Source organism: Bordetella tumulicola, from assembly GCF_054779135.1.
In genome coordinates, this window is the sequence record NZ_BAAGYU010000010.1 from 99087 (window position 1) to 123570 (window position 24484).

The 24484-nt window shown below is 59.6% G+C and carries 26 protein-coding genes; 8 read left to right on the top strand and 18 right to left on the bottom strand.

Annotation, left to right across the window (positions count from 1 at the left end):
* Window positions 1–9: 9 nt before the first annotated feature.
* Window positions 10–606 carry a toxin-antitoxin system YwqK family antitoxin gene (locus ACYVDM_RS17680; RefSeq protein WP_415787234.1) on the top strand — a complete coding sequence of 199 codons (597 nt, stop codon included), beginning with the start codon at window positions 10–12 and terminating at the stop codon, window positions 604–606.
* Between the two features lie 47 nt (window positions 607–653).
* Here ACYVDM_RS17680 and ACYVDM_RS17685 read toward each other — a convergent pair whose 3' ends face one another.
* A complete protein-coding gene (locus tag ACYVDM_RS17685) occupies window positions 654–986 on the bottom strand; it encodes a YnfA family protein (protein WP_415788827.1) in 333 nt (110 codons plus the stop codon).
* Window positions 983–1360 carry a MerR family transcriptional regulator gene (locus tag ACYVDM_RS17690; RefSeq protein ID WP_415787236.1) on the bottom strand — a complete coding sequence of 126 codons (378 nt, stop codon included), beginning with the start codon at window positions 1358–1360 and terminating at the stop codon, window positions 983–985. Before ACYVDM_RS17690 ends, ACYVDM_RS17685 begins: the two co-directional genes overlap by 4 nt.
* 107 nt (window positions 1361–1467) lie before the next feature.
* Between ACYVDM_RS17690 and ACYVDM_RS17695 the strand changes: the two genes are divergently transcribed.
* Window positions 1468–2526 carry an MBL fold metallo-hydrolase gene (locus ACYVDM_RS17695; protein WP_415787238.1) on the top strand — a complete coding sequence of 353 codons (1059 nt, stop codon included), beginning with the start codon at window positions 1468–1470 and terminating at the stop codon, window positions 2524–2526.
* Window positions 2527–2528: 2 nt separating this feature from the next.
* On the opposite strand, the gene ACYVDM_RS17700 is transcribed toward ACYVDM_RS17695, so the two are convergent.
* A complete protein-coding gene (locus ACYVDM_RS17700; protein WP_415788829.1) occupies window positions 2529–3161 on the bottom strand; it encodes a LysE family translocator in 633 nt (210 codons plus the stop codon).
* 218 nt (window positions 3162–3379) lie between these two features.
* On the opposite strand from ACYVDM_RS17700, the gene metC reads away from it, so the two are divergent.
* Window positions 3380–4570 carry a cystathionine beta-lyase gene (gene metC / locus ACYVDM_RS17705; RefSeq protein WP_415787240.1) on the top strand — a complete coding sequence of 397 codons (1191 nt, stop codon included), beginning with the start codon at window positions 3380–3382 and terminating at the stop codon, window positions 4568–4570.
* Between the two features lie 45 nt (window positions 4571–4615).
* Here the strand turns inward: metC and ACYVDM_RS17710 are convergent, their stop codons facing one another.
* The 3 genes from ACYVDM_RS17710 to argS form a co-directional block, all read right to left on the bottom strand.
* Entirely contained in the window at window positions 4616–5248 is a 633-nt protein-coding gene (locus tag ACYVDM_RS17710) for a thiol:disulfide interchange protein DsbA/DsbL (protein WP_415787242.1), read from the bottom strand.
* A 113-nt stretch (window positions 5249–5361) separates the two neighbouring features.
* Window positions 5362–6048: an SPOR domain-containing protein gene (locus ACYVDM_RS17715; RefSeq protein WP_415787244.1), complete on the bottom strand. Its 687-nt coding sequence runs from the start codon at window positions 6046–6048 to the stop codon at window positions 5362–5364.
* A gap of 8 nt (window positions 6049–6056) precedes the next feature.
* Window positions 6057–7739 (bottom strand): arginine--tRNA ligase, encoded by a 1683-nt coding sequence (gene argS, locus ACYVDM_RS17720; RefSeq protein ID WP_415787246.1) that lies wholly within the window; start codon window positions 7737–7739, stop codon window positions 6057–6059.
* A 324-nt stretch (window positions 7740–8063) separates the two neighbouring features.
* On the opposite strand from argS, the gene ACYVDM_RS17725 reads away from it, so the two are divergent.
* Window positions 8064–8414: a DUF1840 domain-containing protein gene (locus ACYVDM_RS17725; protein ID WP_415787248.1), complete on the top strand. Its 351-nt coding sequence runs from the start codon at window positions 8064–8066 to the stop codon at window positions 8412–8414.
* Between the two features lie 16 nt (window positions 8415–8430).
* A complete protein-coding gene (locus tag ACYVDM_RS17730; protein WP_415787250.1) occupies window positions 8431–8748 on the top strand; it encodes a hypothetical protein in 318 nt (105 codons plus the stop codon).
* A gap of 60 nt (window positions 8749–8808) precedes the next feature.
* Here ACYVDM_RS17730 and ACYVDM_RS17735 read toward each other — a convergent pair whose 3' ends face one another.
* The 12 genes from ACYVDM_RS17735 to ACYVDM_RS17790 all read right to left on the bottom strand — a co-directional run bounded on the left by ACYVDM_RS17735 (window position 8809) and on the right by ACYVDM_RS17790 (window position 21662).
* Window positions 8809–9609: a carbohydrate ABC transporter permease gene (locus ACYVDM_RS17735; RefSeq protein WP_415787252.1), complete on the bottom strand. Its 801-nt coding sequence runs from the start codon at window positions 9607–9609 to the stop codon at window positions 8809–8811.
* Window positions 9606–10481 carry a carbohydrate ABC transporter permease gene (locus ACYVDM_RS17740; protein ID WP_415787254.1) on the bottom strand — a complete coding sequence of 292 codons (876 nt, stop codon included), beginning with the start codon at window positions 10479–10481 and terminating at the stop codon, window positions 9606–9608. Before ACYVDM_RS17740 ends, ACYVDM_RS17735 begins: the two co-directional genes overlap by 4 nt.
* A 15-nt stretch (window positions 10482–10496) precedes the next feature.
* Window positions 10497–11792, bottom strand: coding sequence for an ABC transporter substrate-binding protein (locus tag ACYVDM_RS17745; protein ID WP_415787256.1), 1296 nt, complete (start codon window positions 11790–11792; stop codon window positions 10497–10499).
* 10 nt (window positions 11793–11802) lie between these two features.
* Window positions 11803–12882, bottom strand: coding sequence for an ABC transporter ATP-binding protein (locus tag ACYVDM_RS17750; RefSeq protein WP_415787258.1), 1080 nt, complete (start codon window positions 12880–12882; stop codon window positions 11803–11805).
* 130 nt (window positions 12883–13012) lie between these two features.
* Window positions 13013–13837 carry a phosphodiesterase gene (locus ACYVDM_RS17755; protein WP_415787260.1) on the bottom strand — a complete coding sequence of 275 codons (825 nt, stop codon included), beginning with the start codon at window positions 13835–13837 and terminating at the stop codon, window positions 13013–13015.
* Between the two features lie 21 nt (window positions 13838–13858).
* The gene (locus ACYVDM_RS17760) at window positions 13859–14878 is read right to left on the bottom strand and encodes an ABC transporter ATP-binding protein (RefSeq protein WP_415787262.1); all 1020 of its coding nucleotides are present in this window, start codon (window positions 14876–14878) and stop codon (window positions 13859–13861) included.
* Window positions 14875–15696: an ABC transporter permease gene (locus ACYVDM_RS17765; RefSeq protein WP_415788831.1), complete on the bottom strand. Its 822-nt coding sequence runs from the start codon at window positions 15694–15696 to the stop codon at window positions 14875–14877. Before ACYVDM_RS17765 ends, ACYVDM_RS17760 begins: the two co-directional genes overlap by 4 nt.
* 11 nt (window positions 15697–15707) lie before the next feature.
* On the bottom strand, window positions 15708–16523 hold the full coding sequence (locus tag ACYVDM_RS17770) for an ABC transporter permease (RefSeq protein ID WP_415787264.1): 816 nt from the start codon (window positions 16521–16523) through the stop codon (window positions 15708–15710).
* Window positions 16524–16568: 45 nt separating this feature from the next.
* Entirely contained in the window at window positions 16569–17579 is a 1011-nt protein-coding gene (locus ACYVDM_RS17775) for an ABC transporter substrate-binding protein (protein WP_415787266.1), read from the bottom strand.
* Window positions 17576–18613: a LacI family DNA-binding transcriptional regulator gene (locus ACYVDM_RS17780; protein WP_415787268.1), complete on the bottom strand. Its 1038-nt coding sequence runs from the start codon at window positions 18611–18613 to the stop codon at window positions 17576–17578. The genes ACYVDM_RS17775 and ACYVDM_RS17780 overlap by 4 nt, the downstream gene beginning before the upstream one ends.
* A gap of 225 nt (window positions 18614–18838) precedes the next feature.
* Window positions 18839–20551, bottom strand: a complete 1713-nt coding sequence (gene leuA / locus ACYVDM_RS17785; RefSeq protein ID WP_415787270.1) for a 2-isopropylmalate synthase — start codon at window positions 20549–20551, stop codon at window positions 18839–18841.
* Between the two features lie 457 nt (window positions 20552–21008).
* Window positions 21009–21662 carry a hypothetical protein gene (locus ACYVDM_RS17790; protein ID WP_415787272.1) on the bottom strand — a complete coding sequence of 218 codons (654 nt, stop codon included), beginning with the start codon at window positions 21660–21662 and terminating at the stop codon, window positions 21009–21011.
* Window positions 21663–21678: 16 nt separating this feature from the next.
* Between ACYVDM_RS17790 and rpoN the strand changes: the two genes are divergently transcribed.
* The 3 genes from rpoN to bfr all read left to right on the top strand — a co-directional run bounded on the left by rpoN (window position 21679) and on the right by bfr (window position 24336).
* A complete protein-coding gene (rpoN, locus tag ACYVDM_RS17795) occupies window positions 21679–23100 on the top strand; it encodes an RNA polymerase factor sigma-54 (protein WP_460475474.1) in 1422 nt (473 codons plus the stop codon).
* Between the two features lie 65 nt (window positions 23101–23165).
* Window positions 23166–23444 carry a (2Fe-2S)-binding protein gene (locus tag ACYVDM_RS17800; RefSeq protein WP_415787276.1) on the top strand — a complete coding sequence of 93 codons (279 nt, stop codon included), beginning with the start codon at window positions 23166–23168 and terminating at the stop codon, window positions 23442–23444.
* Window positions 23445–23859: 415 nt separating this feature from the next.
* A complete protein-coding gene (bfr, locus tag ACYVDM_RS17805) occupies window positions 23860–24336 on the top strand; it encodes a bacterioferritin (protein WP_415787278.1) in 477 nt (158 codons plus the stop codon).
* Window positions 24337–24484: the final 148 nt, after the last annotated feature.

A 24484-nucleotide genomic window follows, 5' to 3' on the forward strand; every position in this document is an offset into this window, starting at 1 on the left:
GAGCATCTGATGACACGCCTGTTGGGTTTTCTGCTTGTGTGGGTTCTTGCCTGTCTGCCCGGGTTATCCCATGCGGAGTCCAATCCCGATCTAGCGGGCCAAAGCGTGACCAAGCAGATCGACGGCGGTCATCAGACCAAGGAATATGCCCGCAACGGCACGCTGATTTATGAGGTTACTGAGCGCGAGGTCTCGCGGGGCGGTACCAAGACAATTCAGGCCACTGAACGTGAGTGGCTGGACAATGGCACGCCCGTGCGTGAGCAGGAATTTCTGGCAGGCCAGGAGATGAACGCCACGCTTTGGTACATGAACGGCAAAATCAAGGAAAAGCGGATCGATCAGTCCATCCATGAGCCCGACGGTGTGCCAGGTTCGTACGTGGAACGGTTTTCTGATCAAGGGATATTGCAATCCTCAGGCGTATTCCAGGGGCAGTTTCGCCCTGTAGGGGTGCATCGCCAATACGATGAGGCAGGCAAACTGACTCATGAGACTACCTACGGGCCCAATGGTGCGAAGCTTTCCAGCAAGACCTTCGATGCTAGCGGGGCGACGACCGAGCAAGCTCAGTACTACCCAGACGGATCGCGTAAACATCCGTAAACGGTGGGACTGTGGTGGATAATCCGCAGGCGCGTAGTGTCTTCAGACTACGCTGTGCGCGGTCCCGTCATGATCAAGGCCATGCCGGCCAGGCACAGGCCGACACCCGCCCAATCCGTCAGGGCGGGACGTACGCCATCCACCGCCCATAGCCACAGTAGCGCCGCGCTGACGTACACGCCGCCATAGGCGGCGTAGACGCGGCCTGACGCCGTGGGGTGCAAGGTCAATAACCAGACAAACAGCGCCAAGCTTAACGCCGCCGGCAGCAGCAGCCATGCGGAATAGCCCTGTTTGAGCCACAGATAGGGCAGATAACACCCGACGATCTCGGCCAATGCGGTCAGGGCGTACAACCCCAGCGTATGCAGCAGGGTCACGGCTTCTGTCTCAGTAGCAAGTGGCACTGCCGTTCCTGCTCTGTGATTTCGGACAGGGTGTCCTCGATGTCGCGGCGCTGTTGTTCCAATGCGGTACGGTGTTTGGTCAGCACGTCCAGGTACTGGCGCAATTGCATCGCGTTGTCGCTCGGGCTGTCATACATGTCGATCAGCGCGCGAATTTCCGAGAGTTGCAGCCCTAACCGCTTGCCCCTTAGCGCCAGTTTCAGGCGGGTACGGTCCCGCGGGCTGTACACACGGTTGCGGCCATCACGCGTTGGACTGACGATCCCCTGATCTTCATAGAAGCGGATCGTGCGTGGCGTGATGTCGAACTCGCGGGAGAGCTCGGAAATGGTCCAGGTCGGTGGCATGCGAGGTTTGGCAGTTTACGTAAACGTAAATTATGATGGTCTGGAACAATCGTCAAGCGTGCTCTTCATCATTCATCCTGTTCAACAGCCTAATCGAGATATTCCCTATGAATCCCAACGAGCATCAATTGCAGTATCCGTGGGGGGATGGACAACCTGAACCCGGTTTTGCCCAAGAGGTCGCCCCGGGCGTGAAATGGATCCGCATGCCGTTGCCCTTTGCGTTGGACCACATCAATTTGTGGCTGCTGCGCGATGAGATAGACGGCCGCCAGGGTTGGACTATTGTTGACTGTGGCATCAGTCGTGACGAGGTCCGCACGTTGTGGGATCAGGTTTTTACCAATGAGCTGGAAGGGCTGCCGGTGCTGAGGGTGATCGTGACGCATATGCATCCCGATCATGTTGGCCTGGCGCATTGGCTCTGCGAGCGCTGGAATGCGCCGCTGTGGATGAGCATGACCGACTACATGACCGCCGTGTTGTGGTCATCGCAAGCAACCGGGGGCGGGCCGAACGGGCAAGCGGGCGTCGATCATTTCTCGCGACATGGGTTGACCGACGTCGAGGCGCTGGAGCAGATCCGTGCTCGGGCAGGCTATTACCCCAATCTGGTGCCGTCCATGCCCAGCGAATACATCCGTGTGCTACATGGGGACCAAGTCGCCATCGGCGGCCATGATTGGCGTGTCATTGTGGGATACGGGCATGCGCCCGAGCATGTCTCGCTCTATAGCCCGGATCTGGCAGTTTTAATCTCGGGCGATATGGTGCTGCCGCGTATTTCGACCAACGTCAGTGTCTTCGCCTACGAGCCGGAGTCCGACCCCTTGTTCTTGTATCTGCGTTCGCTGGATGATTACGCCGACCTGCCAGCCGATACGTTGGTGCTGCCCTCGCACGGACGTCCGTTCAAGGGGTTGCACGAGCGCATTGCCCAGCAGCATCAACACCATGCCGATCGTCTGGCCGAGGTGCTGGAGGCTTGTGCGCAACCCCAATCGACGGCGGACATCGTGCCGGTGCTGTTCAAGCGCAAACTCGATCTGCACCAACTGACCTTCGCCATGGGCGAGGCATTGGCGCATTTGCATACTCTGTACTTTGAGGGCAAGCTGATCCGTCAGACGGGCGAAGACGGGATCATCAGATTCACTGCGCGTTGAGCTTAGCGGCTGGCTGTCGCCAAGCGGATGGCCAGCCCCAGAAACACGACTCCCGTTACGCGGTTCAACCAGCGGGTTGCCGTGGGCGAGCGTTGCAGCAATTGCCCAAAGGCGCCGGAAAAGAACGCGATCGTACTGAAAATCAATAGTGCGGCGACCATGAATATCACGCCCAATACGGCCGTTTGCAGGCCCACTGACCCGTATTCGGGCTTGGGTGACGTGAATTGCGGTAGAAAAGCAAAGAAAAACAACAGCACCTTGGGATTGGTCAGGCTCATGATGACGCCGCGCCGGTAGAGCGCGCCGGGCGCCATCGCGGTGGGACGTTCAGCGCCGACGGGGCTGCCGCGTGCCCGTAGTGCTTGCCAGGCCAGATAGGCCAAGTAGGCCGCGCCTGCCAGTTTCAGGATGGTAAAGGCGTACGTAGATGTCGCAAAAATTGCCGCCAGGCCAATCGCGACGGCCGCGGTATGCCCCAATACACCGGTGCACAGTCCAAGGACGACGCACATGCCGGCTGATCGTCCCCACAAGGCAGATTGCATCAAGACGAACAAATTGTCGGGCCCGGGTGTCAGGGCCAGCACAATCGCGATTCCGAAGAAAGCAAGCAGCGTATCAAAGGGCAGCATGATGCAGGGGCGGGCGGTGCGCGCCATCCGGTCAGAGCGGGTTTCAAGGGTACTGCGGCCTGTCGAACCGGGCAATCGGTTCGACGCGGTTTGCCATCAACGTCGCCCATCTGCGTGTCGGATATCATCCGCGAAGCACGCGACAAGTCGGCATAGATAAGGCGAATCTCCTAATATCGGGGTTCCGACTGTTTTTTGCCAAATTTTATCGTACCCCTATGGCCAAAGATCCCGTTCCGCATATCGACACCTTGTTGCAGCACACTGCCACGGCGCCCTTCAACTCGCAGACGGGCTCCGCCCCGGTGAATTTGCCGTCCATGCGAGCCAGTACGGTACGTTTTGAGAGCCTGGACGCGCTCGAAGCCACGCAGCGTCGCAAGGCAGCGGGTCAGCGTGCCGCGACCTATGGACGCATGGGCCTGGACACGCACGCGGCGCTGGAGCAGGTGTTCTGTGAGCTCGAAGGTGGCACGCATGCCTATCTGGCGTCTTCGGGCATGGCAGGCATCACCATGGTGATGTTGTCGCTGCTGTCTGCCGGCGATCACGCGCTGGTGGCCGATTGTGTGTATGGCCCGGTGTATGAGCTAGAGGCTGCCGTGCTCAAACGGCTGAACATCGAGATCACCTACTTCTCGGCCGATGATGATCTGGAATCTTTGGTACGACCCAACACCCGGATGCTGTACGTCGAGTCTCCGGGGTCGCTGCTATTTCAGATGCTGGATCTCCCGGCGCTGGCGCATTTTGCCCGGCGTCATGATTTAGTGTTGGCTTGCGACAATACCTGGGGATCGGGCTACATCTATCGTCCCCTGGCCCTGGGCGCCCAGGTCTCTGTGGTGGCCGGCACTAAGTACGTTGGCGGCCATTCCGACCTGATGTTGGGGGCCGTCGTGACCAATGATGCAGACCTGGCACAGCGTATCAATCGTGCGCAGTACGCCATGGGATATTCGATCAGTGCCGATGATGCCTGGCTGGCTCTGCGAGGTGTGCGTACTTTGCCCATCCGCATGACGCAGCACGCGCACAATGCGTTGCAGGTATGCGAGTTCCTGGCGGGGCGCCCCGAAGTGGCGCGCATCTATCATCCCGCCTGGCGGGACGATGCGGGCCATGCGCTGTGGCAACGGGATTGCACTGGCTCTAATGGCATGCTGGCCGTCGAGCTGCGCTTGTCGCCCGAGGCCTCCCGTCGCTTTGTTGACGCGTTGCGGCTATTCGGGATCGGGTTCTCGTGGGGCGGCTTTGAGAGCCTGGTGCAGTGGGTGACGCGCGGCGAACTCGCACGTCATAAATACTGGGCCGGTGGCGAGCACGCCCTGGTGCGGATGCACATCGGCCTGGAAAATCCCGCGGATCTGATCGCGGACCTGACGCAAGCACTAGATCACGCAGGCTAAGACATTCCGGGCCGCCCGAGAATCCCGCGGCGGCCCGGCGCAAGATTATTGATTGCGCGCCATCGGAATCAGTCGATCGACCTCTTTCAGTGCGCCTTCGTAGCTATTGCCGGCCAGACTGGGCGAAGTGATGAACTTGCCTCCCACGCTGAAAGTCGGGGTGCCGTCGATGTTGTAGGCCTGGGCCAATTGATCGGCGCGCTGCACCTGGGTTTTCACCGTAAACGAATCAAACATCGCATCGAACTCTTCGCGCTTGACGCCTTGTTCCGCGACCCAGTCGCTCATGGCTTTCTGGTCAAACAGGCGTTTTCGCTCGACGTGCATGGCGGTAAACACCTTGCCGTGCAGATCGGGCCGGTTCAGCGCCTGTAGTGTGTAGTACAACTGCTGCAGCGGCTTCATGCTGGCGTTAAAAGCAATCGGAACCTGTTTAAGCACGACGTCGGCCGGTGCCGTTTTTGCCCATTTTTCCACCATGGGTTCGATGGTGGCGCAGTGCGGGCAGGTATAGGCAAAGAACTCCAGGACCTCGATTTTGCCCGGGGTGTCCGACGGCAAGGGCGGATTGACCGCGATGTATTGCTGGCTGCCCTGGGCGTGGCTGACAGGGGCGAACAAGGTGGAGGCGGCCAATGCGGCGGCGGCGACGAGGCGGGTAAGCATGGAGAACTGCATTGGGCGTATTCCTGAGTAAAAGATTACGGTGACAGACAGGTTGTACCGGAGATAAGTTCCTGGGCCAAGCCGTGGGCTATCGCATGCATGGTAACAATAGCGATAACGCCGGGTTATTGTTGTCGGACCACGGCCGACTCGATTTTGTTCTCGCCGAGCTGGGTTCGAGCGCGGTTCATGTCGTCCAGCCGCGCGAACGGGCCGACCCGCACGCGGTTGATTTGCATGCCATTGACTTGGGCGCGCTGTATCGCCGCGGGCAGACCCAGCAGCAGGATGCGGGCTTTCAGGGCGTCGGCGTCCTCGACACTACGATAAGCACCGGCCTGCAAAAAGTATTTGCCATTCGCTGAGGCCGCAGCCTTTGGTGCGACAGGTGCGGGCGCGGGTGTACGTGCAGTGGCTGGCTCGCCACTGCTGACGCGTGGCAACGTGGCAATCAGGGCGCCGAGCTCGTCAGGGGACTTGTTATCGGCCGGCGCGCCCGGTACGGGGGGCGGGGCAGTTTGCGCCAAATTGGGCAGCGGCGCGGGAGTGGTTGCCGTTGGGCCGGTGGGAGGAGTGCCTGCCGCGCCGTCTCGCCCGTACAGACCCAAATTAGGATCAGGCGCTTGGCGCGGATCCGGTTCCGCTGTGCGCGCGGGGTCGCGGCCGGTCCGATCGACAAAGGGCACAGGCGCCTTGGTGACGTAGAACGCCACCACTGCCGCGATGACCAGGCCGATAAGCAGTCCGGTCAGTGCGCCGTACATCGTGCTGCCGCGTTGTTGGGGGGAGGTTGATTTGCGTTTAGTTGCCATGAAGCTGTTTACATTCGTTGCGGGGCCGAGACGCCCAGCAGCGCGAGGCCGTTGGCCAGCACCTGCCGCGTGGTGGCGGCGAGGCGCAGGCGGGCCAATTTGAGGGGTTCGTCGTCGACCAGAACACGTTCAGCGTTATACCAGGCGTGGAAGTCAGAGGCGCAATCGCGTAGCCAGAACGCGATATGGTGCGGTGATAATTCCTGAGCGGCCAGCGCCACAACTTGCGGGAACCCGGCCAAGCGTTGCATCAGCACGAACTCGGAGGGAGCGGTCAACAAAGCCGTATCTGCCTGTGCGATGCGGGCGTCGTCGGCCCCGGCGTTGACGATCATCGAGCAGATACGGGCGTGGGCATATTGGATGTAATACACCGGGTTTTCGTCGCTCTTGGACAACGCCAGGTCAACATCGAAGACGAATTCCGTATCGGCGCGGCGCTGGATCAGGAAGTAGCGCACCGCATCGCGGCCCACCCAGTCGATCAGATCGCGCAGGGTGACGTAGCTGCCGGCACGCTTGGATATCTTGACCTCTTCGCCGCCGCGCATGACCTTGACCATCTTGTGCAGGACATACGAGGGATAGTCTTTGGGGATGCCCTCTTCGAGGGCCTGCAGGCCGGCGCGCACGCGTGCCACGGTGCCGTGGTGATCGCTGCCTTGAATATTGACGGCCCGATGAAAGCCGCGTTCCCACTTGGCCTTGTGGTAAGCCACATCGGGCACAAAATACGTATAGCCGCCCTCGCTTTTGCGCATGACGCGGTCCTTATCGTCACCCGTACCCAACTCGGTGGTGCGCAACCATAGCGCGCCGCCGTCTTCGTAGGTGTGGCCCTTCGCGATCAGGGCCTGCACGGTTTGTTCCACGCGACCCGACGTGTACAGCGAGCTTTCGAGATAGTAGTTATCGAAAGCCAGGCCGAACGCTTGTAGATCCAGGTCTTGTTCTCGGCGCAAGTACGCGACGGCAAAGATGCGAATGTCGTCCAGATTGTCGATGTCGCCCGTCGCCGTGATGGTCTGGCCATCAGACTGCAGCGTTTTACCGGCGACGAAGTCTTGTGCGATATCGGCGATGTAGTCACCTTTGTAGCCGTCGGCGGGATAGTCCGCAGACTCCGGGCCGATGCCGCGCGCACGCGCTTGGACGCTGATCGCCAGATTCCGGATCTGGTTGCCAGCGTCGTTGTAGTAGAACTCGCGGGTGACATCCCAACCCGTGGCCGCATACAGGCGGCAGATTGCATCGCCCAGCGCGGCCTGGCGGGCATGGCCGACATGCAGGGGACCGGTCGGGTTGGCCGAAACGAATTCGACCAGCACTTTCTCGCCCTGGCCGGGAGTGCGTCCATAGGCTTCGCCTTGATCGGCCACGGCCTGGATAACGGCTTGCCGAGCGGAGGCTGTGATACGGAAATTGATGAACCCGGGGCCCGCGATCTCGGCGCTTTCGATCAGCGCTCGCGCGGAGGTTTCGGCCATCAGGGCGTCGACGATGCCCTGGGCCAATTCGCGTGGGTTGCGGCGAGCCGGTTTGGCCAGTTGCATCGCCACGTTGGTCGCGATATCACCGTGCGCGGCCACCTTGGGGCGCTCCAGTAGTACCTCGGCCTGAGCATCGGGTAGGCAGCGCGCGACAGCCGCGTGAATCAGCGAGATGAGTTGTTGTTGTTGCTCTGGGAGCATGAGAGAAATCAGCAGAAAGTGTTAAGTGCCAGTGACGAGAGGCCAGTCTGCATATGCCGGATACCCATTTCAGGAGGGTCAAATAGGCCTTGCAGGAGGCGATGTGCCGGTTGATGCACGCCCGCCCATCTTTTATTGTGGCAGTTACAGGAATACCCTAGATCATAGCGTGATTTGATGTGTTTTCCCCGTGTAACGGCAATGTGACGGTGGTTAGCCGGCCGCGGCGTTCTGAGGGACATGCTTTTGTCTCGCAACTTGCCATTGGCGCTGTCAGGCACATTGCGGTAGTGTATAGAATCGTCCTTTGTGGAAAGTCTCAATATGCTGATCAAATTTCACTCCAAAACTGTCGCCGAAGTGTTGATGCTGTCGGTCCATGCCGCCCAGTTGCTGCGCGCTGCGGGTAAATCGTTTAGCGACGACGTTCCCGAGCGCGGCGTATTCACGCCCGAGCAACTGCCTGCTGCCATTGCGGGTATCGAGGCGGCGATCAAGACCGAGGCCCATCACGGTCGCCCCGAAGAAGACGACAAATCAGACGACGACAAGCCGGTGGCACCGATGGCCCAGACGGTTGAGTTACATCAGCGGGCTTACCCGCTGGTGGACATGATGCGCCGCTCGTTAGAGGACGGCGTCGACGTCACTTGGGAAGCCACCAAGGGTTGGTAATGTCCGGAGACTCGATATGCGCAGCGATGTGACTGTCATTTTTGATGCCCGCCGCAGCGTCGACCTGTCCGTCGATGTGGCGCCGTCTCCTCAGGCGGCGAGCGATGCGCGCGACTGGTTCGAGGCGGCCTGGGACACTCTGGGCTGTGAACCCCTGCGGCCCAGTGGCAAGGTGCTCTTGCTGGACAAAATCATGGGCGTGGCGGACGCACTCGGCTATGAAACCCTGTCGTCCGATGCCAAGGAAAGCCAGGAGTTTGCCCAGCATGCCGCCCTGGCCCTGGACAAGGCGCGTATTATCGTTGATCTGCCGGGGCTATCCGTCGGGTATTGATATCGACCGACCCCGCCCGGGCGACCTGCCCATGCGACGTAGCATCGATCCGTGCAGACCCTAGCGTATCCCCGCGCGCATGAATGACTGCACGAATTGGCGTTGAAAGAGCAGGAAGCCAATCAGCAGCGGTGCGGCGGAAAGTAGCGTGGCCGCTGTGATCACCGACCAGTCGATGCCCTGGTCGGTGGACGAAAACACCTGCAAGCCTACTGTGAGCGGCCGTGACTCTACTGAGTTGGTAATGATCAGGGGCCACAAGAAGTTATTCCAATGGTGGCTGACCGAAACCAGTCCATAGGCGACGTAGATCGGCTTGGCGAGTGGCACGTAGACCTTCATCAGTATTTGCAGCGGGCCGGCGCCTTCGACGCGGGCGGCCTCTTCTAGTTCGCGTGGGACCGTTTTGAAGGTTTGCCGCAGCAAAAATATCCCGAACGCCGAGGCAAAATATGGCAGGCCTATCGCGAACACGGTGTCGCGCACACCCAGCAGGTTCATCGAGCGATAGTTTTCGACCAGCAGCACGTCGGGCATGATCATCAATTGCAATAGCACCAACATGAACAGCAGGTCGCGGCCGCGGAATTCAAAGCGTGCAAAGGCATAGCCCGCCAGCGTCGACAGGACTAATTGCGCGACCAACACCATGGTGACCAGCAAAAAAGTGTTGAGGAAGTAGCGCGGAAATGGCGCGGCATGCCAGGCCCGGCTGAAGTTCTCCAGGGTCAATGGCGCCAGCAGCTCGAAACGGGTGGCGTAGGCTGGCGGATGGAATGCCGCCCACAGGGCATAAGCCAGCGGCAGAATCCACAACAGGCCCAGCAGCCAGGCACCCAGAGTGTCGAGTTTTTGGGTCATTGATAGTGTGTCTTTCGATCAAGCCAGCGAAACTTCACTAGCGCGGTGATGGCTAGGATCACCAACAGCACGACGGTCAACGTAGCCGCATACGAGGTGTCCCAGAAACTAAAGCCCACTTGAAAGATGTAGTACAGCAATAAGGTGCTGGCGTTATCCGGTCCGCCACGCGTCATGACCACCACATGATCGACCAGGCGGAACGCATTGATCAACGCGTTGACCAGGACGAACAAGGTCGTAGGCATCAACAGTGGCCACAATATCCGGCGAAAGTACTGCCAGCGTGACGCGCCCTCAAGCAATGCGGCCTCGCGCAATGACGGCGATACCGTTTGCAACGCGGCCAGATAAAAAATCATGAAAAAGCCCGACTCTTTCCAGATGGTGACCAGCATCAGGGCCGGTAATGCAGTCTCGCGAGAGCCCAGCCAGTTGGGGCTGGAGACACCAAATATCTGCAGCACTTGCGCAATCAGGCCGTACTGCGGTGTGTAGAAAAACAGCCAGATATTGGCGACGGCGACCATCGGCAAGACGGTGGGCGTGAAGTACGCCATGCGCAGAAAGCCGCGGCCCGCCAGATTGCGGTTGACCCACAGGGCCATGATGAGCGCAATCGCGATAGAGGTCGGGATCGTGCCCAACGCAAACCACAGGTTGTTCCACAGCGCTTGCCAGAACACGGGGTCGTCAATCATCAGGGCATAGTTCTCGAGCCCCACGAAGCGTGCCGGCCGGCTGCCTCGCGGGGTAGAGAAAAAGCTGTGCCACAGTGTGGCCAGTGCGGGATAGTGCGTGAACGCGGCCAGCAACACCACTGCTGGCAACAACAGTAGCCAGGCATAGAGGGCTTGCATGGATCTGGTCATCGCACGATGCCCTGATTAACGATACGCGCGCAGGACGCGATCAGCCTCGCGCTGTGCATCGCTCAAGGCTTGCTGCGGCGTCTTCGAACCCGTCAGCATGGCCTGCAGCGCATCGTTCAGTGTTTTCGTCACGCGCTGGTTTTCGTGCGTCGAGAACTCGGCCACGCTGACCTCCAATTGGTCACGCGCTACCGTGGCGGCGGGGACTTCCTCGGCATACTTCTTCATCTTGTCGGTTTCCCAGGCAGCGGGGGTCACTGCCACGTAACCGGTCGCAATGCTCCAGTCCGCCGCGCGTTCCGGCGAGGTGGCCCATTGCGAGAACTTCAGTGCGGCGGCTTGTTGTTCAGGCGTGCCGCTTTTGAAGATGTAGAAATTGCCACCGCCCGTGGGGCTGCCACCGCGCTTGGCCTTGGGCATCATGGCTACGCCAAACGGGAAATCGGCGTTCTTGCGAATGTTGGTCAGGTTGCCTGTCGTCGTCCAGACCATGGCCGCTTTCTTTTCGAGAAAATCTTTGGGTGTGGTACCCCAGTCGATCGTGCCGCGCGGCATGATGCCATGTTTGGCCGAGAGATCATTCCAGAACTGCGCGGCTTCGATGACGCCGGGTTTGTCCAGATAGACTTCGTTGCCGGCTTCATTCATCAAGATTGCGTCATTGGGTGTGGTTAACGCCTGGAACAGCCAATAAGCAAACGCGCCGCCCGACGGAATCTCCAGGCCCCATTGAGAAACATTGCCCGAGGCGTCCTTCTTGGTGAGCTTCTTGCCGTATGTGACCAGTTCGTCCCAGGTGGCGGGTGCGCGTTCCGGATCCAGGCCTGCAGCTTTGAACAGATCTTTGTTGTAGTACATCACAATGGTCGAGCGCTGAAACGGCACGCCCCACACGTGGTCGCCCGTGCGGCTGTTTTGCATGAACGCGTCGTAAAAACCGCCCAGCCATTTTTTGTCCGCGTCGGATTTGGCCAGACTATCGATTGGCGTGATGGCGTCTTCATCGATCAGCGTGAACATGTCGGTCGACAGCAGCACGGCCAACTGGGGCGGCGTGCCGCCCTTGAGCGCCGTCAATGCCTTGGCGATCGAATCCTGATAAGTCCCGGCGTAGATGGGCTTGATGTCGATGTCGGGGTTGTCCTTTTCGAACGCGGCGACCATATCGTCCACGATCTTGGTAATCGGACCGCCCACGGCGACGGGGTAATAGAACTCGACTTCGACAGGTTTGGCCTGCGCGAAGGCGGGCAACGAAAAAAAGGCGCCAGCCAGGCTGGCTGCAAGGGCCTTGAGAGCGGTGCGTCGCATGATGGCTTTCCTAAATGGACAGAGAATCGGCGCTTGAGCGCCCAGAGGGGGAAATCACCGCCGCATCCGCGGCGAAAAAATGCTGATGTTCGGGTTGCCACGCCAGCTTTAATGCGTCGCCCGCGTTGGCGCGCAAATGTCCTGGCACGCGCACGGCGACGCCACTGCAGGTGCCGATGCGGCACACCACAATAGAATCCGCGCCAAAGTATTCGACGCTTTCGACGACGGCAGGCTGGCCGTTGTCGTCGATGTGTATATGTTCGGGACGGATACCTAGGCGCCTGGCCTCGGCTGGCGTCCCTGTCACCGGCAATCCCTGCGTACCGGCAATGCCGCGGTCGGTGCCGGGCGCTGCCAAATCGATCAGATTCATGGGCGGCGTACCGATAAAGCGCGCCGTGAATTCGGTCGCGGGATGCGCATAAAGCCCATCTGGCGTATCCCGTTGTTCGATTCGCCCGTTGCGCAGCAGCACGACTTGATCCGCCATGCTCATAGCCTCGGTCTGGTCGTGTGTGACATACACCATGGTGATGCCGAGCGATTGTTGCAAGGCGCGAATCTCGCGCCGCATGTCGTGACGCAACTGCGCATCCAGATTCGACAGCGGCTCATCCATCAGGCACACCGGTGCATCCGAAATCACCGCGCGGCCCAGGGCCACGCGTTGTTGCTGTCCACCCGAGAGTTGTGATGGCTTGCGATCCAGCAGCGCGGATAGCCCCAGCAGGTCCGACACGCGCTTGAGGCGTCGTGCATAGCCTGCTGCGGGTTCTTTGCGAACTTTCAGGCCGAATAGAATATTTTCTCGCACCGACAGATGCGGAAACAACGCATACGACTGAAACACCATCGAGATGCGGCGTTGCGATGGTGGCAGATGCGTGACATCGCGATCACCGATATGAATCTGGCCCGATGTTGGCGTATCCAACCCCGCGATCATGCGCAGGGTCGTTGATTTTCCGCAACCCGAGGGGCCAAGCAACACCGTGAAGCTGCCCGTGGGCGCGGTAAAGCTGACCCCTTCAATGGCAGCTGCATCGCCGTACTGTTTCGTCAGGTCTTTCAAGGTGAGCGTAGACATAATCAAGCGTGTGTGTCAGATGGCCGTAGCGCTACCGAACTGAAGTGCGAGAGTCTTATTCTGGACCACAATGAAAACCTTTTCATTTTGCAGCGCAAACATGACATGGCAGTGTCAATTCGGCCTGTCGCTACTCGTCGATCAAGACGCCGCCTTCTTCGTGAAATGGATAAGGGCCGGGATAGGCACCGATATACGCATGATGCGTGACAAGCACGTTATTACGCCATTCATGCAGATGAAAACCGGGGGGTTCCATGACAAATGCCGAGGGTCCGTCCGGCCGTAAATCCAGTGCTACCTGATGCGCGGGACTCGGGCATGTCGAGGCGATAGCGCCGCCAAAGCGTTGAAAAATGGTGCGGTGCAAGTGACCGCACAAGATGCGTTCCACGTTGGGATGCGCAGCGACAATTTTCTCCAGTTCGGGAGCGCCCGATAGCAAGCCGATGTCGTCCATGTGGGCAATGCCCGTGATAAACGGCGGATGATGCATGAAGATTGCGGTCGGACGCCCGGGTTGCTCCGCTAGCCGTTGACGCAGCCAGCCGAGTCGCTTTTCGCATAATTCGCCGTGGCTTTGCGTCGGAACAACTGTATCCAGCATCAACAGGCGCAAAGGATGCTCTTCTATTGCGTATTGAACAAAGCCGTCCGCACCCTGTAGATACGAATGTTCGGGAAACGTCGCCACCAGTGCGTCGCGGGCGTCGTGATTGCCTGGCATGAGCAAGTACGGCATGCGCAGACTCTCGAGCATGCGCTTCAGATGGGCATACTCCTTGGGGCGACCAAAATCCGTCAAGTCGCCGCTAATGACAACCAGGGCGGGGGCCGGATCCAGGCGATTCAACGTTTCGATGGCGGGGGGCAGATACTGATCCGTTTCGACGACGCGATAAGCCTTTTGGCCCGGCATGCGGATATGCAAGTCTGTGATTTGTGCGATGAGCATGATGAGACGTTGAGATAAGGATCACAAATGAGGGGCTGCGTTCGACGCAGGTGCAGCGATGGGTCGTGTCAGCGCCACGCTGACCGTGTCCCCCGTCGCGTGGATACTGTGCGAGGGCGCCACTACCGGAAAGCGCTGACCATCATCCAGTTCGATCTCATAACGGACCGAACTTCCGAGAAAAAAGCGCGCGCACACACGGGCGGGCAATGCGTTTGCGCGCGGCGCTTCGAGTCGTGCCTCGTGGGGACGGAACGCGAGCGCCTCATCTCCCGACACCAGGACGCCGTCATGCAATCTGGCGCGAACGCGACATAACGTACCCAGAAACTCCGCGACAAAATCGCTGGCCGGCTCGCGATACAACGATTCGGCCGACCCGACTTGCTCCAGCTTTCCCGCCGACATGATCGCAATGCGATCCCCCAGCACCATGGCTTCCTCCTGATCGTGGGTGACGATCACGGTGGTGATGTGTAATTCGCGCAGCATCTGCGCCAGCTCGACACGCAGATGTTCGCGCAATTTGGCGTCCAGCGCGGTCAGCGGTTCGTCAAGCAGCAGCACACGCGGCTTGATTGCCAGTGCACGGGCCAGCGCGACGCGTTGGCGTTGGCCCCCGGATAATTGATCAATACGCCTATCAGCATAAGCCTCCAGGCGCATCAGTTCCAGCAACTCGCGGGCACGCCGTGCACGCTCGCTCGCACTGACATTGCGCACGCGCAAGCCATAGGCGATATTTTCGGCGACCGACATATTGGGGAACAGCGCATAGCTTTGGAAGACGACACCGACCTTGCGGGCCTCGGGCGACAGTGATGAGACTTCCTCATTGCCAAAGCGAATCGACGCACCGGCGTCGGCGTCCTCGAGACCACAGATCAGGCGCAGCAGGGTCGTCTTGCCGCAGCCTGACGGGCCTAGCAATGCCACGGTTTCACCGCCTTGTACGTGTAGATCAATGGAGTGCAGGGCACGTGTTCCATTAGGCCACGTCTTGGCGCAGTCCTTGAGGGTAATGGCAACAGGGTCAGTCATGATGACGAGGTCCCGAGTGACGGAGGTTGCGTTGAGCGCTCGCCCCGGACGGCCAGCCATTGCAGGCCAACCAATAGCGGGATCAGCATCAACAGAAAGACCAGGGTGTAGGCCGACGCGACTTCCAGGCGCATCGAGGCGTAGCTATCGGCCAGGCCGACGGGCAGCGTCTTGGTCAATGGGGTGTGCAGCAGCCAGGTCAAATTGAACTCGCCAATGGAAAGCGTCAGGACAGTCAGGGCGCCGGTGACAATGCCTGGCGCCGCATTGGGTACGACGATGTGCATAAAGCGCTGCATGCGCGTGGCGCCTAGCGTGGCGGCGGCCTCATCTAGCGTGGCCAGGTTGGCGCCTTGCATACTGGCGCGCGCCGCGCGCACCATAAAGGGCAAGGTGAACAGCACGTGGCCGATAACGATGAACCAGATACTGCTTCGTATGCCCCCGACGGTGCCCCACGACACAATCAGCGCCAGTGCCGAGGCCAGGCCGGGGACCGCTACAGGTAAGGTCAACAGTTCTTCGAGCGCGCGTGCGAGGCGACCCTGATGCAGGGTAAGTACCCACGCGGCGGGTACACCTGTCAGCGTGCAGATGACCAGTGTCAGCAGGGCCACCGTGAACGAACGCCAGATGGTATCGGAATAGAGCGACCAGACCTGCTCCACCCAACGCAGGGTCAGCCCACTGGACAGGCCCACAAAGTAGTTCTTGGTCAGGCCGGCCAGGATCGATAGTACGACCGGCCCGATCAAAAATGCGGCAACGGCTAGCGTCACGGTCAGTCCCAGGCGGGTCTCTGTTTTGGAAGCATTCATCATTTGCCTCGCTACGCCGCGGCGCCGGCACGTGTGCCCGCCAGACTATGCGCGACATACAGCACCGCCCAGGTCGCCAGCCCCAGCACGATCGACAGCGCCGCAGCGACCGGGATGTTGGCATAGTTGGTGAACTCGTTATAAATCGTGATGGGCAACACATCGATTTGTGTGGCCAGCGTGAATGCCGTGCCAAAGGCGCCCATGCTCGTGGCAAAACTCATCGCGCCGGCGCCGATCAGGGCCGGCGTCAACGCAGGCAGTTCGATATCCATAAAGCGCCGCCATGGGCTCGCGCCCAGGGTGCAGGCGGCTTCGAGCAGGCTCTGGTCGATCTGCTCTGCCGCGGCCGTCAGCACCCCCACGCAACGCGGCAGCGAAAAATACAGATATCCCAGAAACAGCCCGGCCATACCGTATGCAAACACCATCGTGTCACCGGTCAGCCACTTGGTCAGGGCACCGATCACGCCTTGGCGCCCCGCCAGCAAGATGATCAGAAAACCGACGACGACGCCCGGAAACGCCAACGGAAACATCAGCATCGAGATCAGCAGGCGCCGCCCGGTAAAGTGCCTGTGACGTGCTAGAAAACGCCCCACAGGCAGTGATACCAGCAGCGTGACCAGGGTAGCGGCCAACGCCAGGGCAACCGTATTGAACAAACTGATCCAATACTGCGGTCCCGTCAGCACGGTCAGATAGGCGGATTGCCCGTCACGACTTTCCCCGCCAATCAATGCCAGCCCTGCCATCGGCAGTAGCCAAAACGCCAGGAACAGCGTGGCAGCGGGCGCAGCGAACCACATCCATCCGCGGTGCCGCATTTCAGCGTACCCTTTTGACGGCGATCATATGCCCGAAGGGGAACATCAGTTCACCTCTTTCGCATACCGTTGCGAGAATTCGCGTTGGCCCGCCGACATCTTGACGTAGTCCACGGTGCCTACGCGGGCATATTCCGATTCTGGCAGGAACTTCTTTTGTGCCTCGGCGGACATGGCCTCAGGCCGTACCGGGCGCAGAAAAGCGTTCGCCCAGATCGACTGGCCTTCATCCGACAACGTGAAATCCAGCACTTTTTTACCGTTCTCCGCATGCGGCGCCTTAGCGACCAGGCTCATGACATAAGGCACGGCAATGGTGCCTTCCGCTGGGATAACGAACTCGACGTTGCTGCCGTCCTTGTATTTGGCGCGATAGGCATTGAAATCGTAGTCGATCAGGATCGGGATTTCGCCAGAGAGCACGCGCGCATAAGCGGTTTGCTTGGGCACAATCGGGCGATTGTTTTGCATGTCCTTGAACCACTTGAGGGCCGGGCCAAAGTCGGTGAGCGACCCACCCATGGCGCGATTGATCGCGACAGCGCCTACATAGCCGACAAAAGCCGAGGCCGGATCCAGATATCCCACCATGCCCTTGTATTCCGGCTTTAGCAGATCCGCCCAGGAGCGTGGCACGGGTTTGCCTTCCAGGGCGTCGACGTTGACCATCAGGCCGAGCGCACCAGAGTGAATGGCAAACCATTTGCCATTGGGATCTTTCATGCCATCGGGGATCTGGTCCCAATGCTTCGGCTTGTAGTCTTGTACGAGACCGTCTTGCGCTGCCTGGATGCCGAACGTGACGCCGTAATACACGACGTCCGCCACGGGATTGCCTTTCTCGGCGGCAATCGAGGCCAGCGACTGGCCTGAGTTTTTATTATCGGCGGGGACGTTAATGCCGGTGGCTTTCTTGATGGCCTTCAGCTGTGTGCCCCAGTCTGCCCATTCCGGCGGGCAGTTGTAGCAGATGGCGTTTTGGGCTTGTGCCGAAGCACCGGTCAGGGCGAGCGTTAGCGCGGCAGCGCGTAACGCATGGTGGATAAACGATGTCATGAGCGGCGTTTCCTTGTCGGGGGAAGGGAAAGAGCAGTGGCGGTACCGCCACCCGAGATACGATGGGGCAAGCGCACGGACGAGGGTTTGTTGCCATCCAGGCTGGCCAGCAATAACGCGCAGGCGGTGGCGCCGATCTCGCGGTTGGGCTGAGCCACAGTTGTCAACGGTGGAAGCATGAGCGCGCCAATACTGGCGCCGTCGAAGCCACATACCGTGACGTTATCGGGCACGCGAATAGATAAGGCGGCCAGTTGGGCGATCACCGATGCGGCGAGCAGATCGTTGGAGCAAAACAGCGCGGTCGGGGCATCGCGTCCCGACAGCATGGCACGCAGCATCGAGGCACTGGATTCGGTATGGGCCGGCATGACCCAGTGTGGGATCTCGGGCAGGCCCAATGATTTGGCACAGGCTTGCGCACCCTGGAGTCGGCGCCGGGCGCGATCCGACGCGGTCAACGGGCCGCTGACAAAGGCGATACGACGGTGTCCCAAGCCGTTCAGGTGCGTGACCATATCGCGGGCGGCCGCCCTATTATCGACGGAGACAAACGGGTGTGATGTGGTTTCGTTGTAGGCCAGGATATGGGGCATGTTTGCCGCGTCCAGAGCCTTGAGGGTGGCGTTGCGAGAGGGATTGCCGACCGTCAGGATCAAGCCATCAATCTGGTGGTCGATCAATGCCTGTACGCATTCCGACTCGACCGAGGGGTCGTAGCTTGTGATGCCCATCATGACGCTATAGCCCGCAGTTCGCGCGTATTGTTCGGCCCCCTCGAAGCAATCCGCAAAAACGGGATTGGCCAGCGTGGGTAACAAGAGACCGATCGTTCGCGTGCGCCCGGCACGCAAGCTGCGACCGACACGATTGGGGCGAAATCCGATGCGTTGCGCGACGGCGTCAATACGCGCGCGCGTTTCAGGCCGCAGCAGCTCGGGTTGATTGAACGCGCGCGAGACGGTCGCGGGCGATACGCTGGCTTGGCGGGCGATCTCCAGAATCGACGGGCGGCGCGAGTTTTTTGCAGTCACGGCAAGCTCAACAATGAAAACGATTTCATTCTAGGGGTAATGCATGACAGCCACATTGCAGGGATACGGTACCGTGAGACCTTCACCCTGCCAAGGAAAACCGCTGTTGCGGTGCCGCAATACGGGTCATCATGACGACATGTTGCGGACGTATTTATCGTCGTCCGAGTGCGAAAAAAAAGCTCGCCGGATAAGGCGAGCTTTTTGATTTACCGGAGGTGCGGATCACGCAACCTGGGCAGTTTCGTTTTCGGTTTGTTCGGCAGCACTGCTGGCCAGGTGCCGGTTGACGGCGCCAAGCACGGCACGGAACGACGCGGTGACGATATCGCGGTCGATGCCCACGCCAAAGCCCGTTGCGGATTCCCCGACGCGCAGCTCGACATAGCTGGCCGCGCGGGTATCGGTGCCGGTACCGATAGCGTGCTCGTGATAGTCCATGATGCGCACGGGGACATTCAGCGCATTGACAAAGGCCGAGATGGCGCCGTCGCCCGAGCCCGTGACAATGCGGCGCTCACCGTTGTAGTCGAGCTCGACCTGGATGTTGAATTGCTTGCCTTCGCCGGCACTCGGATCGCCGTCGATGCGGTGGCGCACCAGCGTCCAGGGCGTGTGTTGTTCCAGATACTCGCGATTGAAGATCGTGTGCACGTCGTCGGCCGTGACCTCGCGGCCGGTTTCATCCGTGACACGCTGAATGGCGCGGCTGAATTCGATTTGCAGGCGGCGCGGCAACACCAGGCCGTGTTCTTGTTCGAGCAAGTACGACACTCCGCCCTTGCCGGACTGGCTGTTGACGCGGATGACGGCGTCGTAGCTGCGGCCCAAGTCGGCCGGGTCGATCGGCAGATAAGGAACTTCCCAGACGGCGTCGGCCTTTTGTTGTGCAAAGCCTTTTTTGATGGCGTCTTGATGCGAGCCCGAAAAAGCCGTGAAAACCAAGTCACCCGCATACGGATGGCGCGGATGCACGGGCAATTGATTGCAGTACTCGGCGCAGCGGCGCACTTCGTCGATATCGGAAAAATTCAGACCAGGGTGCACGCCCTGCGTATACAGGTTCAGGGCAAGCGTGACCAAGTCAACGTTACCCGTACGTTCGCCGCTACCGAACAGGCAGCCTTCGATACGGTCGGCGCCGGCCATGACGGCGAATTCGGCCGCCGCGACGGCAGTGCCGCGATCATTATGCGGGTGCACGCTCACGATGATACTGTCGCGGCGCGCCAGGTTCTTGTGCATCCACTCGATCTGGTCGGCGTACAGATTGGGCGTCGTCGCCTCGATGGTGGCCGGCAGGTTCAGCACCATCTTGTTATCTGGCGTTGCGTCCCAGACTTCGGCCACGGCGTTGGAGACGTCCAGCGCGAATTCCGGCTCGGTCGTGCTGAAGACCTCGGGCGAGTATTCATAGCGCCATTGCGTTTCCGGATGCTGGGCCATGTAGTGCATGATCCATTGCGTGCCGGTGACGGCGATCTGCTTGACCTCGTCTTTGCTCATGTTGAAGACGATCTTGCGAAAGGCTGGCGCGCAGGCGTTGTACAAGTGCACCATGGCCTGTTTGGCGCCCGCAGCCGACTCGACGGTCCGGCTGATCAGATCTTCGCGTGATTGCGTCAAGACGATGATGGTGACATCGTCCGGAATCCGCTTTTCGTCGACCAGTTTGCGCACAAAGTCGAAATCCGTCTGCGAGGCAGCGGGAAAGCCAACTTCGATTTCCTTGAAGCCGATCTTGACCAGTTGCTCAAAGAAACGCAGCTTGCGTTCGATGCTCATGGGTTCGATCAGGGATTGGTTGCCGTCTCGCAAATCGGTGCTCATCCAGATGGGTGGCTGCGTAATGCGGCGGCTGGGCCAGGTGCGTTCAGAAAAATCACGCGCGAACGGGGCAAACGGTACGTATTTGGTAGCGGGGTTGGCAAGCATCATTACACCTTCAGCGAAGATCCCGATGGTGGCGGGAGAAGTATTCCGGTCTTGGTCTTTCCGGCATGCCCTGTTCGGCAGGCTAATCAGGGGTCTGATCCTGAGGCCGTCAATTGACCGTGAATGGGTCGACTGGAATCAAGCGATGAACAGGGGGGAAAACGTGTGGCGTACGAGGCTGCCGAGCTACCACAGGCGCGAGGCCCGGCAACCGATCGGTAGGTATAGCGATAGCGCGAGGAGAGAGGTGCGAGCGCACAGGCCGGCGCCCGGTACGCTGGAGCGTCCGGAAGCAATCGCGAGGGAGATTCGGATATCGGCCATATGTTGCTAGTCGAACATATTTTTCGGCAAAGTGCAACCGCAGGAGGGAGTCGCCCGGAAAAAGCCGTAGGGAGTTGCCCAGAAAAATCGCCTCCGGTTCACACAAACCGGAGGCGATTTTTCTGGGGAGGCAGAATTACAAATTGGGTTCGATGCGGCCGCCGGTCGAGCGGGGATCGGGAGGCACTACGACAGGTTTCGGCTCGGCGGTGGGCGCGGGACTGCCAACGGGCGGTGTGCGCGCGGATGATTGGGGCGGTGTCGAGGTATCGAGAATACGGCTTTGCTGACGAACCAGGTCTATTTTGTCGATACGGCTATGGCGGACTTCGATCGAGGCTTGACGCAGATCGCCCAGCGTAAAAGGCTCTTCACGGCTGCCCCATACCCAACGCAGCACGTTGGTGACCTCGTCCGATAGCTGGCTGGTCAGCGCGGACAGATCGGTGGCTTCGATGGGTTTGGCGCGTGTCGCGGCGATATCTCCGGTCACCCAGGCTCGCACGGCGAAAAATACGATCAGCGTCCAGATGACGACGATTCCCCACCATAGGTAAGGATTGACGCGGGTCAGGACCTCAATGACTTGCGGGCCAAAGGCTTGCAGTCCTTCAAAGGAGAGGTCACGTCCGAAATTTAGCAGCCATAAAGCCACTAACAGCCATATGATGGCGGCGACCACCAGCACGCCTGCCCGAATTATCAGGCGAGGCAGCGCTAATTTCAGCAGGGTTTGGCCGATCAGACGGCTATCTTGGCGGATGCGTTCAGGTGAGGTGGCATTCATCATGCAAAATATTGTACCTATGACTCGGCCCGCGTTAGAACTCCGTACTGGTCAACAGTTGACGTTGACCCCCCAACTGCAGCAATCCATTCGATTGTTGCAGCTTTCTACGCTGGATTTGCAAACTGAAATCTCTCAAGCCTTGGCCGACAACCCGATGCTGGAGCGCAATGAGGACCACGTAGAGGCCGAACCCGATGCGCCCGCAGAGCGCGAAACGACGATGGATGACGAGTCTTTGCGCGACTCGGAGCCCCGCGCCGAAGAGATGCCTGGCTCTGGCGGCGTGTATCCCGATGATCGAACCGATGGTCCGGACACGGCGCGCAGCGACACACTGCGTGAGCACTTACTCTCGCAATTAGGGTTGACACGCGCAGCCCGTCGGGACGCGGCACTGGTCATGTTGTTGATCGACGAGCTCGACGAGAATGGCTATTTGGATTCGTCGCTTGACGAGATTCTGACTTGGCTGCCGCCCGAGGCCGAGGCGGATTTGGATGAGTTGCAGGCGGCGTTGGCGCTGTTGCAATCGTTTGATCCGTCGGGCATCGGCGCGCGCGATATGGCGGAATGCCTGGTGTTGCAATTACGCAACCCTGATTTGGAGCGGTTGCGCGAAGCGGCCGATCCGACGGTGCTGGCCTGTGCCCGCCGATTGTGTGCCGATCATTTGTCGCTGTTGGCCGTCGGCAACGTGGCACGATTGCGTGACGCGTTGCATTGTGACGAGGCGACGGCCCGCGCGGCCCATGCGTTGATTCGCAGGCTAGACCCCCGTCCCGGTCGAGCTTGGACGGTGCCTGCCGCCGATTACGCCATCCCCGACGTGATCGTGCGTAAGACGAGCCGGGGATGGCAGGTGGTGCTCAATAGTGCCGCCGTGCCGCGCTTGCAGGTCAATACGCTATATGCCCAGTTGCTGGGCAATCAGCGTGAGGCCAGCCATGCGGGATTGCATGCGCAATTGCAACAGGCCCGCTGGATGATACGCAACGTGGAGCAGCGTTTTGACACGATTCTGCGTGTGTCGCAGGCCATCGTGGCGCATCAGACGGCATTTTTCAGCGAAGGCCCTGCGGCGATGCGACCGCTGATTCTGAAAGACATCGCGAACGAATTGGGCCTACACGAATCCACCATTTCCCGAGCGACGACGCAGAAATTCATGTTGACGCCGTTTGGCACGCTGGAACTTAAGCATTTCTTCGGGGCAGGGGTGGCCACCGAGGGGGGTGACGCGACCTCGGCGACGGCGGTGCAAGCCGTGATTCGCCAAATGGTGGCCGACGAAGACCGGATCAAGCCACTGTCCGATAGCCAGATTACGCAGCGCCTGGCCGATCAGGGCATCGTGATCGCGCGCCGCACTGTGGCCAAGTACCGCGAGGTGCTGCGCATTGCGCCGGCCTCCGTACGCAAAGCTCACGCCGCTCGGTGAGGCGGTGGTGGACGTGGTAGAGGCGCGACTTGCTTTTGCGGGAATAAGTCACGATAATTATTCTCATGTACATTTGCATATGCAACGCTGTCACTGAACGCCAAGTTCACGCCGCCGTAGACGCGGGTGCCACGACGTTGTCCGATTTGCAGTTCGAATTGGGCGTCGCGTCGTGTTGTGGCTGTTGTGCGGAGACGGCTCAGGAATATTTGCCAGGTGGGCGCTGTTCCAGCGTGTGCCAGACGCAATCGGTCACGGTGGAGGTCAATACCTCGGCACCCGTGGTCGGTGGCGCGGGTTCTGCCGCGAATAGCTTCCCTATTCGCCTGGTCGCTGCGGCTTGAGCGTCACCTAGACGCTTTACAAAACCGCCTCTATTGGGTGTCATCAAATCGGCGCCCTGCTTCGTCCTGCATGGATGTTGCTATTTCACAACATCACAATGTTGACGCGCAGACGGTCAATTTACGCGTGCGTATCGGTGCAATTTAGCCACTGATGCGGGTTTTTCCGGGTAGATTTTCCCTATTGACTTGCTGCAACGCTATGCATGGCGTTACCGGGTCTGGGGGCCATCCAAAACGCATACTCATTCTCATTTTGTTGTCGCTTTCAGATCGCGCTTGCAAAGCTATTCATCAAATGCGGCGCGGCCCTAGCGGTATGCCCGTGCGCAGTGTTAGCCTGCGGTCGTTGCTACGCGATTAGGCGTATGCAGGGGCGCGGGCGCCGCGCCCCGGGGATCGTAAGGAGTTCATCATGAAAGGCGATAAAACCGTCATCCAGTTTCTGAACAAGCAACTGACCAACGAGCTAACGGCCATCAATCAGTATTTTCTGCATGCCCGTATCTTGAGGCATTGGGGCCTGAACAAGCTGGGCAAGCACGAATATGAAGAATCCATCGGCGAAATGAAGCATGCCGATCGCTTGATCGATCGCATCTTGATGCTGGACGGACTGCCTAATCTGCAAGATCTGCACAAGTTGCTGATTGGTGAAAACGTGCCCGAGTTGCTGGCCTGTGACCTGAAGGTCGAGCAAGGCGCTCAAGCTACCGTGAAAGAAGCGATGGCCTATTGCGAATCGGTGCGCGACTACGTGTCGCGGGACCTGTTCCAGGACATTTTGGACGATACCGAAGAGCACATCGACTATCTGGAAACCCAGATCGAGTTGATCGATAAAGTCGGCCTGCAAAACTATCTGCAAAGCCAGATGGAAGTGGATAGCTGATAACTGTCAGCGCGCTGCACGTTGCGCGATAAAGAGCCCGTTTATACCTCCCGGTATGTACGGGCTCTATGCATTGGCCGGATGCAGTGTGTCCCGGTTAGCGGCCAGGAGCGACGTTTCAGCGTCGGGAGGCCTGACTGGGGGACGC